A 12,706-nucleotide genomic window follows, 5' to 3' on the forward strand; every position below is an offset into this window, starting at 1 on the left:
TTCTTTTATTGCATTTAGATTTCCTGGATGATATCTTTTGTCCAATCGCAAAAAAATATAACAAAAATATAATCAACATTGTAGTTTTTGAAATTCATCGATAGGGGAAACTATGAACATGACTAAACATACCGTGCTGGGTCTCTGCCTTGCTGTCTCGGCTTGCCTGGCGCCATTGGCACAGGCTGCTAGCTGGGTGGAAATCACCGACCCTGCCATGAGCGGCTTCCTGGTGGGCGGCAATACCGTCACCTATGGCAGCGTGGCAGCGGACGCGGTCTGGGTCTATGACGGCGCCAACCCGGCCGGTGCGCAAAGCGCGGCCGCCATCAAGAGCTTGGTCAGCAGCAAGTTTGGCCTGCCCTCAAGCGGCGCAGGCTCGTTGGTCTTTGCCTCCCAGGGCGACCTGGCCAGCAGCAAGTCCGGTTCGTTTACCGTCAACTCCAGCTTTGACTACCTGGCCGTGCATTATGGCCGTGGCGAACTGTTGTTCCACTGGGACACGCCGCTTGCCGCGAATACGGTCTTCAGCATTGCCAACCTGCCGCGTGGCCTGAGCAATTTCCGCGCGTACAACTCCGTCTCTGCCGTGCCTGAGCCAGCGACCTACGGCATGCTGATGCTGGGTCTGGGCCTGGTCGGTTTTGTCGCGCGCCGCCGCCGCGCCTGAGCCTGATGCGCCTGCGGGCGCAAGACATGAAAAAGCCCGGAAACGCGATGCGTTCCGGGCTTTTTGCATGGCAGAGCACTATTTACCAGCTATAGCCAGCCTTGGCGTAGTAGTAGCGGCCGTTGAAACCGTTCGGCGCGAAGATGCTGTACGGCTGGGTGCCGTTGACGTTCAGGTTGCCCGCGCTCGTCACTTGCGCCGGGTAGCGGTTGGTGACGTTGTCGATGCCGGCCACCAGGCGCCAGTTCTTGCCCAGTTTCACGGAACCGGACACGTCCAGCACCCATTGCGGGTCATACGTCTGGTCCAGCTTGACATCGTTCTGCGGCACGGTGAAGCTGCCGTAGCGCGTCACGACGCCATGCGCATTCCAGATGCCGAAGCCGTAGTCGGCGGCCAGGCTGAACTTGTCCTTCGGCGAGGCCACCGTGATGCGGTCGATGCTCTGGCGGTCGATCAGTTTCAGGTTGTTGGCCGTCAGGATGGCTGGATTGTCGGCGATTTTCTGTACCGTGCTCTTGTTATGGTTGTAGGCCACGGTGAGATCGAGGCGGTCCTTGTCCTGCAGGTCGATGCGGTAGGTGCTGACGATGTCTACGCCTTCCGTGCGCGTGTCGACGGCGTTGGTGAAGTAGCGCGCCGCGCCCACGCTCGAGCCTTGCGTCGCCAGCTGGGCCTTGAGCTTGTCGTTCAGCGCCAGGTTGGCCGAGAACAGGATGCGGTTGTCGATGTCGATGCGGTAGGCGTCTACCGTCGTGGTGAAGTTGCGGTTAGGCTGGAACTGCAGGCCCAGGCTGTAGTTGCGGGCTTTTTCCGGTTTCAGGTCCTGTGCGCCCAAGGCGCGCGCCTGCGGCGTGTTGACGGCAAAGGTGCCCGTCTCGATGGCCGTATTGTTGCCGTTGATGACCTGGAAGTTGGTGGTGGTGATGGTGTAGTACTGCTGCGCCAGCGATGGCGCGCGGAAGCCGCTCGATACGGTGCCGCGCAGGGACAGCGCGTCCGTGAAGGAGTAGCGGGCCGAGCCCTTGGCCGAGGTGGTGCTGCCGAAATCGCTGTAGCGCTCATGGCGCAGGGCCACGCCGCCCGACAGTTTCTTCGTCGCTTCCGCTTCCAGATTCACATAGATCGATTCGTTGTGGCGCGAGTGGCTGCCTGCGTTGACAGGGCGGAAGCCGGCAAAGCCTTGCGAGCCGCCGCCTGTGTACGACGCTGCGTCGCCGGCGCCGATGCTGTATTTCTCATGCCGCGCTTCCGCGCCGACGGCTACAGTCAGCGGACCCGTAAAGTAAGAGACGGGAAACTCGCGCGCCGCGTCCAGGTTGAATACGGTCTGTTCATTCTTCAGCGAGCCGGCATAGAAATGCGTGGGGCTGTTCGCGCCCAGCGACTGGTTGACCGTGTTGTCCAGGTCCAGTTCGAACTTGTTGCTGCCGTAATTGATGCTGGCATCCCAGCGCCAGCCGGCCGCTTCACCGCGCAAGCCCGTGACGAGGGACTGGTCCGTCAGGGTGCTGTTTTGCAGCGGCAAGAAGCCTTCCGGATAGATCGGCGTGCGCTGCGAGTAGACCTTGGTGACGGGGTCCTGGATCAGGGCCGTGCGCCAGGTGGCGGCGGCCGACGTGTCGCGCTTGCCATAATTGCCGAAGGCATACCAGTCGATATTGTCGTTGATGCGGTATTCGCTGTTGAGGAAAATCGTTGCCGGCTTGCTTTCCGGATCGCCATAGCGCTGGTTGACCTTGCCGTAGCGCGGTTCCAGCGGATTGCGGAAGTCGGCGCCGGCACGGTTGGTCGGGTCGCGTTCCGCCACTTCCGCCGAGACGCGCACCCAGCCGTCGTCACCCAGGGCGAAGCCGGCCGAACCCTTGATGGATTTTTGCTTGCCGTCGCGTTCCTGCGTCTGGCCATAGCCCACTTCGACGTCGCCGCCGGCCGCGCCTTTTTTCAGGATGATGTTGATTACGCCGGCGATCGCATCGGAACCGTACTGGGCCGCCGCGCCATCGCGCAGCACTTCCACGTGGTCGATGGCGGCCAGCGGGATGGCGTTCAGGTCGACGGGCGCCGAGCCGCGGCCCAGGGAACCGTTGACGTTGACGACGGCCGAGGTGTAGCGGCGCTTGCCGTTCACCAGTACCAGGGTCTGGTCGGGCGACAGCCCGCGCAGCTGGGCCGGACGCACGGCGTCGCTGGCGTCGGCGCCCGTGGCGCGGGCAAAGTTCAGCGATGGCAGCAGGCGCGCCAGCACGGTGGCCAGCTCGCCCGAACCCGTGCTTTGCAGGTCGCGCGAGGTGAGGATGTCGATAGGCGATTCGGAATCGATGGTGCGGCGGTTCTTGGCGAAGGTGCCGGTGACCACCACCGATTGCAGTTCACCTTCGGCCGGCAGCTCTTGCTGCGCTTGCGCCTGCATTGGCAGGCTGAAGCAGGCGATCAGGCTGGCGGCGATAACGGTTTTCACGGGCAGGGCGGGAAGCTGGGAGCGGGCGGTGCTTGAACTCATCGACAATATCTCTTCGGTTGGTGGATGCGCGAACCATGGCGGTCCGGTGATGACATCAGAGTAACAGTGGGCCTGTGGCGTGCTTACGAATCGTTCTGTCTATCGATATGCAATAAATGTCTGATACACGTCCAAATGGCGCGGGTAGCGCATATGGCCTCGTTTCCAGCATACGACCGGGCACGGCAAGGCCGCAATGCTGCACAGCAGTAAATTGCCAGCTGTTGTATAAATACGACTATCTGCGATGAGCGTGGGGAGCCTGGCGGCGGCATGCGCCGCCAGACGGAGCGCGCCTACTGTCCCGGATTGGGCAGGCTGGCGTGGATGGCGTCGACGGCCGCCACCAGTTCCGGCGACAGGGTAACTTGATGGGCGTCGATATTTTGCTGCAGCTGCGCCACGCTGGTGGCACCGATGATGGTCGAGGCCACGAACCAGCGCGAGTAGCACCAGGCCAGCGCCAGCTGCGCCGGCGTCAAGCCGTGCGCGCGGGCCAGCGCCGCATACTGGCTGGCTGCCGCGATGGTAGCGGGGCGCACGTAGCGGGGACTCCAGCCCGCCGGGAAGCGCGTCAAACGGCCCTTGGCCTGCGGATCATCGATATATTTCGCCGTCAGCTGGCCGAACGCCAGCGGACTGTAGGCCAGCAAGCTGATATTTTCCCGGTGGCAGGTTTCATCGAGCAAGCTCGTCTCGAAATGGCGCGCCGTCAGGTTGTACAGGTTCTGGATGGAGGCGATGCGCGGCAAGCCTTTCAGCTCGGCCTGCTTGATGTATTCGCACACGCCCCACGACGATTCGTTCGACACGCCGATATGGCCGATCTTGCCCTCGTCGACCAGCTTGCCCAGCACGGCCAGGGTGTCTTCGATGGCGACCGAGGCGTGCTCCTTGCGCGGGTTGTACACGCTGGCGCCGAAGATGGGCAGGTTGCGGCTGGGCCAGTGCAATTGATACAGGTCAATGTGCTCCGTCTGCAGCCGGCGCAGGCTGTCCTCGACGGCGGCGCGGATGTTGACCGCGTCGTGGTCCGTCTTGCCCTTGCGTATCCAGTGCATGCGCGAATTCGGCCCGGCCACCTTGCTGGCCAGGACGATCTGGCTGCGCTTGCCGCTTTTCTTCAGCCAGCTGCCGATGTAGCGCTCCGTGCTGCCCTGCGTCTGCGCGCTGGCCATCACCGGATACATCTCGGCCGTGTCGACGAAGTTGATGCCCCGCTCGAGCGCGTAATCGAGCTGGCTGTGCGCTTCGGCTTCGCTATTCTGCTCGCCGAAGGTCATCGTGCCCAGGCAGATCCGGCTCACTTCCAGGTTGCTGGCGCCGAGCTTGACCCTGGCGATCATGTCGCCTGTTTGCCGCGCAGCGCGCGCGCGCAATCCTTGATCAGCGCGGGACCGGCGTAAATCAGGCCGCTGTACAGCTGCACCAGCTGCGCGCCCGCCTCGAACTTGGCCACGGCGTCGCTGCCCTGCATGATGCCGCCCACGCCGATGATGGGCAGCGCATCGCCCAGTTCGGCCTTCAGCAGGCGGATGACATTGTTCGACAGTTCGAACACGGGCGCGCCCGACAGGCCGCCCGCTTCGGCGCCGTGCGGCATGCCTTCCACGGCGCTGCGCGACAGGGTCGTGTTGGTGGCGATGACGCCATCGATACGGTGGCGCGTGAGCGACTCGGCAATGCTTTTCACCTGTTCGCCATCCATGTCCGGCGCGATTTTCAGGGCCAGCGGCACGTAGCGTTTGTGCTTGTCCGCCAGGCGCGCCTGGGCATCTTTGAGCTGCGACAGCAGGGCGTCGAGTTCCGACGCGCCCTGCAGCTGGCGCAGGTTCTTGGTGTTTGGCGACGAGATGTTCACCGTCACATAGCTGGCATACGGGTAGACTTTTTCCAGGCACAGCAGATAGTCGTCGGCCGCCCGCTCGATGGGCGTGTCGGCATTCTTGCCGATGTTCAGGCCCAGCACGCCGGCGCGGTCCTGGTAGAACTTCGACGCCTGCACGTTGGCGACAAAGGCGTCCACGCCGCCATTGTTAAAGCCCATGCGGTTGATGATGCCCTGCGCTTGCGGCAGGCGGAACATGCGCGGTTTCGGATTGCCCGCCTGCGCGCGCGGCGTGACGGTACCCACTTCGATGGAACCAAAGCCCAGGTCGGCCAGCGCGTCGATGTAGGCGCCATCCTTGTCCAGGCCGGCGGCCAGGCCCACGGGATTGGGGAAGGTGATGCCCATCACCGTGCGCGGGTCCGTTGCCGGTTTGCCGGCCAGCTTCGTCAGGCCCAGCGCGCTAGCGCGTTTCAGGGCGGGCAGGGTGAGATGGTGGGCCGCTTCGGCATCCATCGAAAACAGCAGCGGGCGAGCGAGGGAGTACAGGAATTTTTCAGACATGGGGCGCTTTGAGTAGGTGTGCGTGTCGCCGGGAAGGGCTGGCGGCACGCGAAATAAGTGCCGTATTTTACCGTGTTCCACGCAGCGGTCGGGTGTATAGTTCTTGTTGGCCAAATGCAATATTGACCCATTGATAATCCGCATCCGGCCTTGGACTTTCCTGTTTCTTCTCTGTTCTGTTTACTTCATAAGCGAGACATCGATTGAAAAAGACACGCATCTTGACGGCCATCGCGGCCGCCAGCGCACTGCTGCTGAGCCACCCGGCCCTGGCCCTGCCCAATACGCAAGACACCCGCATGCTGAGCGAACCGGCCGTCTCCAGCCGCCACATCGCCTTCATCTATGCGGGCGACCTGTGGCTGTCGAACCTCGATGGCGGCGGCGCACGGCGCCTCACTTCCGACCTAGGCGACAAATCCCATCCCGTGTTTTCGCCCGACGGCAGCCAGATCGCGTATAGCGCCAACATCGACGGCAATGTCGACGTGTATGTGATCGCGGCGGCCGGCGGCGTGCCGCGCCGCCTGACCTTCCACCCGGGCGCGGACCTGGCGCAGTCGTTCACGCCCGATGGCCAGGCAGTGATGTTCACCTCGCCCCGCGCCGCCTTCAACAACCGCTTCCAGAAGCTGTTTACGGTGCCCGTGGCGGGCGGCGTGGAAACCCAGCTGGAAATCCCCAACGCCTCGCGCGCCGCCTATTCGCCCGATGGCAAGCGCATCGCCTACAACCCGCTGGCGCCGGCCTTCAAGCAGTGGAAGCGCTACCGGGGCGGCACCAATTCCTGGCTGTGGCTATTCTCTTCCGCCGACAAATCGATCGAGAAAATCCCCCAGCCCACCACGCGCTCGAACGACGTCGACCCCATGTGGCTGGGCGACACCGTGTACTTCCGCTCGGACCGCAACGGCGAATTCAACCTGTTTGCGTATGACGTGAAGACGAAAGCCGTGCGCCAGCTGACGCAGCATGCGGATTTCCCCGTGCTGAACGCGTCGGCCGCGAACGGCACCATCGTCTACGAGCAGGCCGGCTATTTGCACTCGTTCGATATCGCCAGCGGCCAGGCGCACAAGCTGAGCATCGCCGTGGCCAGCGACTTGGGGCAGACGCGCCCGCGCTGGGTCAAGAACGCGAAATATATCCGCGACGCGTCGATTTCGCCGTCGGGCGCGCGCATCGCATTCGAGTACCGGGGCGAGATCGTCACCATCCCCGCCGACAAGGGCGATGTGCGCAACCTGACGCAGACGGCCGGCGCCCACGAGCGCACGCCGATCTGGTCGCCCGATGGCCGCTCGGTCGCGTATTTCTCGGACGAGTCGGGCGAGTATGAACTGCATGTGCGGGCGCAGGATGGCAAGGGTGCCGTGCGCAAGTTCAAGCTGAATGGCAGCGGCTTCTATGACAGCGCCGTCTGGTCGCCCGACAGCAGGAAGATCGCGTTTGCCGACAATGGCTGGAGCATGTATGTGATCGATGTCGGCACGGGCAAGGTGCAGAAGGTCGCCACGGAACCGATGTATGGCGTCGACAAGAGCATGCGCGCCTCGTGGGCGCCCGATTCGCGCTGGCTGGCCTACACGCTCAATTCGCCCACCTATACGCGCAGCGCCTACATCTATTCCGTCGAGCAGAACAAGTCGATGCCCGTGACCGACGGCTTGTCCGACGTGGCCCAGCCCGTGTTCGACAAGAGCGGCAAATACCTGTATTTCTTCGCTTCGACGAACGCTGGTCCCAGCAACAACTGGTTCTCGCAGCAGAATGAAGACAACCTGGTGACGCGCACCGTGTGGATGGCCGTGCTGCGGCGCGACTTGCCATCGCCCCTGATCAAGGAAAGCGACGAGGAAAAGGCCGCCAGCGCGGAGAGTAAAAAAGACACGGCGAAGGCGGAGCCGGAAGCGAAGAACGAACCGAAGGTCGATCCGAAGACGGGCCGCGACGACCCGAAAGTATTGGTGCCGCCCGTGGCGCCGATCAGCATCGATTTCGACGGCATCGCCACGCGCATCGTCGACTTGCCGCTGCCGGCCGCGCAGTTCTCCAGCCTGACGGCGGGCGCCGCAGGGCAGATCTTTTTGCTGCGCGAAAGCGACGGCAAGAAGGCCGTGCAGCGTTTTGACCTGAAGGAGCGCAAGGCGGAAACCGTGGTGGCGGAAGCCGATGAATTCGAAGTGTCGGCCGATGGCAAGAAGCTGCTGTACCGCCAGAAGGAGAATTGGGCCATGGGTAGCGCCACGGGCAAGCTGCTGGCGCCGGGCGAAGGCAAGATCAAGGTCGATGCCATCGAAGTGAAGGCCGATCCGCGCGCCGAGTGGACGCAGATTTTCAACGAGGTGTGGCGCATCAACCGCGATTATTTCTATGACCCGGGCATGCATGGCGTGGACTGGAAAGCCATGCGCGACAAGTACGCCGTCTTCCTGCCCGAGCTGGCCAGCCGTGCGGACCTGAACCGGTTGATCCAGTGGATGTGCAGCGAGCTGGCCGTGGGCCACCACCGCGGTGGCGGCGGCGATGATTTTATCGAGGCGAAGAAGGTGCCGGGGGGCTTGCTGGGCGCCGACTATGAAGTGCGCGATGGCCATTACCGCTTCAAGAAGGTATATGGCGGCTTGAACTGGAATCCGGCCCTGCGCGCGCCGCTGACGGAGCCGGGCCTGAACGTCAAGGCGGGCGAATACCTGCTGGCCGTCGACAGCCGTCCTTTGCTGCCGCCGACGAATATCTACAGCGCCTTCGAGAACACGGCCGGCAAGGCCATCGACCTGACCGTGGGGCCATCGGCCGACGGCAAGGGCGCGCGCACCATCACCGTGGTGCCCGTGCCGACCGAGGATGCCTTGCGCAACCGCGACTGGATCGAAGGCAATATGCGCAAGGTCAATGCGGCCACCGGCGGCAAGGTGGCGTATGTGTATGTGCCGAATACGGCGGGCCTGGGCCACACCTACTTCAAGCGCTATTTCTTCCCGCAGGCGGACAAGCAGGCCATCATCGTCGACGAGCGTTTCAATGGCGGCGGCAGCGTGGCCGATTACTACATCGAGATCCTGCAGAAGAAGGAAATCGCCTGGTGGACCATGCGCTATGGCGCCGACATGAAGACGCCATCCGCTTCGATCCAGGGGCCGCGCGCCATGCTGGTCGACGAGACGGCCGGTTCGGGCGGCGACCTGCTGCCGTGGATGTTCCGCAAAAATAACATGGGCCCGCTGATCGGCAAGGCCACCTGGGGCGGCCTGGTGGGCGTGCTGGGCTTCCCCGTGCTGATGGATGGCGGCTTCATCACGGCGCCGAACCTGGCGTTCTGGACGCGCGAAAATGGCTGGGGCGTGGAAAACGAAGGCGTGCCGCCCGATATCGAAGTCGAGCAAACGCCGGCCGACGTCATCGCCGGACGTGATCCGCAGCTGGAAAAGGCGATCGAGGTGATCAAGGCCGAACTGGCGAAGAACCCGCCCGCGCAGCCCAAGCGTCCGGCGTTTCCGGACAAGAGCAAGTAGGTCGGATCAGGCGCGAAGCGCCGTAATCCGACACCATTGTTGGCATCGCAGTGTCGGATTACGCGCTTGCGCGCTAATCCGACCTACTAAATAATCCCAGGTTTTACAGGATCACCCACTGCCCCTTGATGCGTGCTTCCAGCGGCTTGAAGTTGATTTTATAGGCCATCTTCGGGCTTTGCGCGATCCAGTAGCCCAGGTAGATGTAGGGCAGGCCCAGCTCGCGCGCCTGGGCGATTTGCCACAGCACGTTGTAGGTGCCGTACGAGGCGCCCGGCACGTCGGGATCGAAAAAAGTGTAGACGGACGACAGGCCATCGGCCAGCACGTCGATGATGCTGACCATGCGCAGGATGCCTTCGGCATCGCGGAACTCCACCAGGCGCGTGTTGACCCGGCTTTGCAGCAGGAATTGCGCATACTGGTCGCGGCTGTCCTGGTCCATGCCGCCGCCCGCGTGGCGCGTGCTCTGGTAGCGCAGGTACAGTTCGTAGTGCTCGTCGAGGAAGGAGAGGGTGGCCACGCCCGCCTGCAGGTCGGCGTGCCGGCTCCAGGCGCGGCGCTGGTTGCGGTTCGGGGTGAACTCGCCCGTCACGACGCGCACGGGAATGCAGGCCTGGCAGCCGTCGCAATACGGGCGGTAGGTGAAAATGCCGCTGCGGCGAAAGCCGTTGCGCACCAGTTCCGAATACACGTCGCTGTTGATCAGGTGCGAAGGCGTGGCCACCTGCGAGCGGGCCTGGCGGTCGTCCAGGTAGCTGCACGGGTAGGGCGCCGTCGTGTAGAACTGCAGGGTGGCAAACGGTAGTTCGTTCAGGTGCGTCATGCTGATCCTGTCTGGTCTGTCCGCGGCAATGGAAGTCTGCGTGGAGATATCATAGCTTTTTTATGCCGGTGGTGCAGCTTGCCAATCCGTGATTTGCGCTGCTTCAATGGCGACGCGCACATGGGCGAGGAAGCGCGCGCGCGAAATGGGCGCCGCGCCCAGCGAGGCCAGGTGCTTCGTTTCTTGCTGGCAGTCAATCATGGCCACGCCGCGCGCATGCAGAAAGCGCACGAGGTGCGCCAGCGCGATCTTCGATCCATCCGTCACGCGCGCGAACATCGATTCGCCATAGAACATGCGCCCGATCGACACGCCATACGCGCCGCCGACCAGTTCTCCATCAAGCCACAGTTCCGACGAGTGCGCGTAGCCCAGCTTGTGCAAGCCCGTGTAGCCGGCGATGATTTCGTCGGAAATCCAGGTGCCCGGGCCATCCTTGCGCGGCGCTGCGCAGGCGCGCATGACGGCGTCGAAATCGCCGTCGAAGCGCAGCTGCCAGCGACCGTCCGTGGCGGCGCTGCGTTCGACCTTGCGGATCGCCTTGGCCAGGCTGTCGGAGACCTTGAAGTCCCCCGTCATCAGCACCATGCGCGGATCGGTGCTCCACCACAAAATAGGCTGGCCTTCGGAAAACCAGGGGAAGATGCCGCGCCGGTAGGCGTCGAGCAGGCGCGCGGGCGACAGGTCGGCACCGGCCGCCAGCAGGCCGGGCGCCTCGTCGGTGAGGGCGCGCGAAACGTCGGGAAACGGGGTGTGGGTATCGAGCCAGGGAATCATGCGGCGTCAAAGGTGGCAGTTGGTGGAGGCTTACTCGGGGGCTTGCTCTGCATCCGTGCGCGCCATCGGGCGCGTGATGTCGCCCGTATGGAAACCATAGCTGCCGCCTTCGCGGATTTTCACGCGGTCGGCAAAGAACAGTTCCAGGGTGGCGCGGATGGTGGGGAAGGCCAGGTCATCCCAGGGTATCTGCGCTTCCGTAAACATCTGCACGTCCAGGCTTTCGATGCCCGGCGCGAAATCGAGGTCGCGCAGGCGCGCCAGGTAAAACAGGTGCACCTGGTGCACGCGCTGCACGTTCAGCAGTGAAAACAGAGGGCCCAGTTCGATATTCGCGCCCGCTTCCTCCACCGTTTCGCGTTCGGCCGCGTCGGATGTCGTTTCATCGTTTTCCATGAAGCCGGCAGGCAGGGTCCAGTAGCCCAGGCGCGGCTCGATGGCGCGCTTGCACAGCAAGACCTGCAGCTGGCCATCCTCTTCCCACACGGGGATGGAGCCGACCACCATTTTCGGGTTCTGGTAATGGATGGCGTCGCAGTTGGCGCAGACATAGCGCGGACGGTTGTCGCCTTCCGGAATGGAGAGGCTGACAGGATGGGCGCATTCGGAGCAGAATTTCATGGGCGGGCTTGGGAAAATGGAAGTCTAGTGTAACGCTTACTGTACACCGATTGCACGCGGCGTGGCGTGTCGGGAGGACACAATGCCAATTGGCAATTGGCCGGGGTTTTTAATTAAATAGCTCTATTGCAGCCTAAGTTGAGATAGCTATTGCCTAAGCCACCCGTTTGCCCTTATAATTCTTGTGCGGGGTGGAGCAGTCTGGCAGCTCGTCGGGCTCATAACCCGAAGGTCACAGGTTCAAATCCTGTCCCCGCAACCAATACCGGAAAGCCGCTGATTCTTGCAAAAGATCAGCGGCTTTTTCCATTGCTGGACAACGACAATATCCGGCAGACGGGGCAGGAATGACATTGTCAATTCACGCCTTTACGCCGCGCAACAATCTGGTATATAATTCGTCTGCGGGGTGGAGCAGTCTGGCAGCTCGTCGGGCTCATAACCCGAAGGTCACAGGTTCAAATCCTGTCCCCGCAACCAATTCGAAGCCGCTGATTTCTCGCAAGAGAATCAGCGGTTTTTTCGTTGTGCGCTGCAGTTCACTCCTGCGCCTGGCGTGCATACACCACCAGCCGCAGATGGCGGTCCGCATCGATGGTGAGCGAGGTATGTTCATATGCGACCTCCCCGCCGTCGATTGTCAGGCGGCGTACGCCGGCACATGGCGCATGCACGTCGTGGCGGCGCCACCATAACTTGAATTCGGGCGAGACTTTTTCCAGTTCCTCCACCAGCGCGTGGATATCCGCTTCCTGCGTGGCGCGCGCATAGTCGCGGCGAAAGCTCGACAGCATCAGCGGCGCCTGCTCTTCCCACGCCGCGAAGCGGGATCGCAGCAGCGGGTCGGTAAACAAGAGCCACAGCAGATTGCGCCGCGAGGCAGCATGCGCGCCGAAGCCAAACAGGGTGTCGGCGCCCCCGTTGAACGCCAGCACGTCCCAGCGCAAATTGAGCACATATGCCGGATGCGCCAGCTCGTGCATCAGGCGGCGCACCAGCGGCGGCACCACGCAAAACGTCTTGCCCTCTTCGGCCGGCGGACGCGCATGCGCCAGCAGGAACAGGTGGCGGCGCTCGCCCGCGTCCAGTTTCAGCACTTCGGCCAGCTTGTCGAGAAAGGCGCTCGAGACGCCGATGTCGCGCCCCTGCTCCAGCCAGGTGTACCAGGTCAGCCCCACGCCGGCCAGCGCCGCCACTTCTTCGCGGCGCAAGCCTGGTGTACGCCGCCTTCCACCGCCGGGCAAGCCCACGTCTTCCGGCGACAGGCGTGCGCGCCGCGCCTGCAGGTAGGTGGCCAGTTCGTGGCGGGTGCGGGCCAAGGTGCGCATGGTGATGCCTTTCCGGTAAGCCTGTTGCTATCAGTAATAGCATAAACAGTTAAATTGTAATTGTTTATATTGTA

At 62.9% G+C, this 12,706-nt stretch carries 9 protein-coding genes and 2 tRNA genes; 4 read left to right on the forward strand and 7 right to left on the reverse strand.

All coding sequences use genetic code 11. The annotated features are described in order from the left end of the window. The first annotated feature begins 118 nt into the window (after positions 1–118). Positions 119–670: a PEP-CTERM sorting domain-containing protein gene (locus IGS58_RS04380; protein ID WP_230520748.1), complete on the forward strand. Its 552-nt coding sequence runs from the start codon at positions 119–121 to the stop codon at positions 668–670. An 82-nt stretch (positions 671–752) separates the two neighbouring features. On the opposite strand, the gene IGS58_RS04385 is transcribed toward IGS58_RS04380, so the two are convergent. From IGS58_RS04385 to IGS58_RS04395, 3 genes are all read right to left on the reverse strand, one after another. Then, on the reverse strand, positions 753–3,173 hold the full coding sequence (locus IGS58_RS04385; RefSeq protein ID WP_230520749.1) for a TonB-dependent receptor plug domain-containing protein: 2,421 nt from the start codon (positions 3,171–3,173) through the stop codon (positions 753–755). A 296-nt stretch (positions 3,174–3,469) separates the two neighbouring features. After that, a complete protein-coding gene (locus IGS58_RS04390; RefSeq protein WP_230522193.1) occupies positions 3,470–4,516 on the reverse strand; it encodes an aldo/keto reductase in 1,047 nt (348 codons plus the stop codon). After that, a complete protein-coding gene (locus tag IGS58_RS04395; RefSeq protein WP_230520750.1) occupies positions 4,516–5,565 on the reverse strand; it encodes a quinone-dependent dihydroorotate dehydrogenase in 1,050 nt (349 codons plus the stop codon). The genes IGS58_RS04390 and IGS58_RS04395 overlap by 1 nt, the downstream gene beginning before the upstream one ends. A gap of 203 nt (positions 5,566–5,768) precedes the next feature. Between IGS58_RS04395 and IGS58_RS04400 the strand changes: the two genes are divergently transcribed. Beyond that, positions 5,769–9,080: a S41 family peptidase gene (locus IGS58_RS04400; RefSeq protein ID WP_230520751.1), complete on the forward strand. Its 3,312-nt coding sequence runs from the start codon at positions 5,769–5,771 to the stop codon at positions 9,078–9,080. Positions 9,081–9,183: 103 nt separating this feature from the next. On the opposite strand, the gene IGS58_RS04405 is transcribed toward IGS58_RS04400, so the two are convergent. From IGS58_RS04405 to IGS58_RS04415, 3 genes are read right to left on the reverse strand one after another with little or no spacing between them, the layout of a single operon-like run. Then, a complete protein-coding gene (locus IGS58_RS04405) occupies positions 9,184–9,906 on the reverse strand; it encodes an arginyltransferase (RefSeq protein WP_034785198.1) in 723 nt (240 codons plus the stop codon). A 60-nt stretch (positions 9,907–9,966) separates the two neighbouring features. Then, on the reverse strand, positions 9,967–10,683 hold the full coding sequence (aat, locus tag IGS58_RS04410; RefSeq protein ID WP_070256654.1) for a leucyl/phenylalanyl-tRNA--protein transferase: 717 nt from the start codon (positions 10,681–10,683) through the stop codon (positions 9,967–9,969). A 30-nt stretch (positions 10,684–10,713) separates the two neighbouring features. Continuing rightward, positions 10,714–11,304 (reverse strand): NUDIX hydrolase, encoded by a 591-nt coding sequence (locus tag IGS58_RS04415; protein WP_034785201.1) that lies wholly within the window; start codon positions 11,302–11,304, stop codon positions 10,714–10,716. A gap of 185 nt (positions 11,305–11,489) precedes the next feature. Here IGS58_RS04415 and IGS58_RS04420 point away from each other — a divergent pair. Together IGS58_RS04420 and IGS58_RS04425 are read left to right on the forward strand one after the other, a co-directional pair. Beyond that, positions 11,490–11,566: transfer RNA gene (locus tag IGS58_RS04420), tRNA-Met, on the forward strand. A gap of 141 nt (positions 11,567–11,707) precedes the next feature. Then, positions 11,708–11,784 (forward strand) — tRNA-Met (locus IGS58_RS04425). A 59-nt stretch (positions 11,785–11,843) separates the two neighbouring features. On the opposite strand, the gene IGS58_RS04430 is transcribed toward IGS58_RS04425, so the two are convergent. After that, a complete protein-coding gene (locus tag IGS58_RS04430; protein WP_230520752.1) occupies positions 11,844–12,632 on the reverse strand; it encodes a helix-turn-helix transcriptional regulator in 789 nt (262 codons plus the stop codon). Positions 12,633–12,706: the final 74 nt, after the last annotated feature.

Source organism: Janthinobacterium sp. EB271-G4-7A, assembly GCF_020858075.1.
In the GTDB taxonomy this organism is placed as follows: domain Bacteria; phylum Pseudomonadota; class Gammaproteobacteria; order Burkholderiales; family Burkholderiaceae_D; genus Janthinobacterium; species Janthinobacterium lividum.

What these genes read in the sequence shown, in the direction of transcription:
- IGS58_RS04415 (WP_034785201.1), bottom strand. Translation starts at nt 11,304, where the DNA reads ATGAAATTCTGCTCCGAATGCGCCCATCCTGTCAGCCTCTCCATTCCG.
- IGS58_RS04385 (WP_230520749.1), bottom strand. Translation starts at nt 3,173, where the DNA reads ATGAGTTCAAGCACCGCCCGCTCCCAGCTTCCCGCCCTGCCCGTGAAA.
- IGS58_RS04405 (WP_034785198.1), bottom strand. Translation starts at nt 9,906, where the DNA reads ATGACGCACCTGAACGAACTACCGTTTGCCACCCTGCAGTTCTACACG.
- aat (WP_070256654.1), bottom strand. Translation starts at nt 10,683, where the DNA reads ATGATTCCCTGGCTCGATACCCACACCCCGTTTCCCGACGTTTCGCGC.
- IGS58_RS04380 (WP_230520748.1), top strand. Translation starts at nt 119, where the DNA reads ATGACTAAACATACCGTGCTGGGTCTCTGCCTTGCTGTCTCGGCTTGC.
- IGS58_RS04430 (WP_230520752.1), bottom strand. Translation starts at nt 12,632, where the DNA reads ATGCGCACCTTGGCCCGCACCCGCCACGAACTGGCCACCTACCTGCAG.
- IGS58_RS04395 (WP_230520750.1), bottom strand. Translation starts at nt 5,565, where the DNA reads ATGTCTGAAAAATTCCTGTACTCCCTCGCTCGCCCGCTGCTGTTTTCG.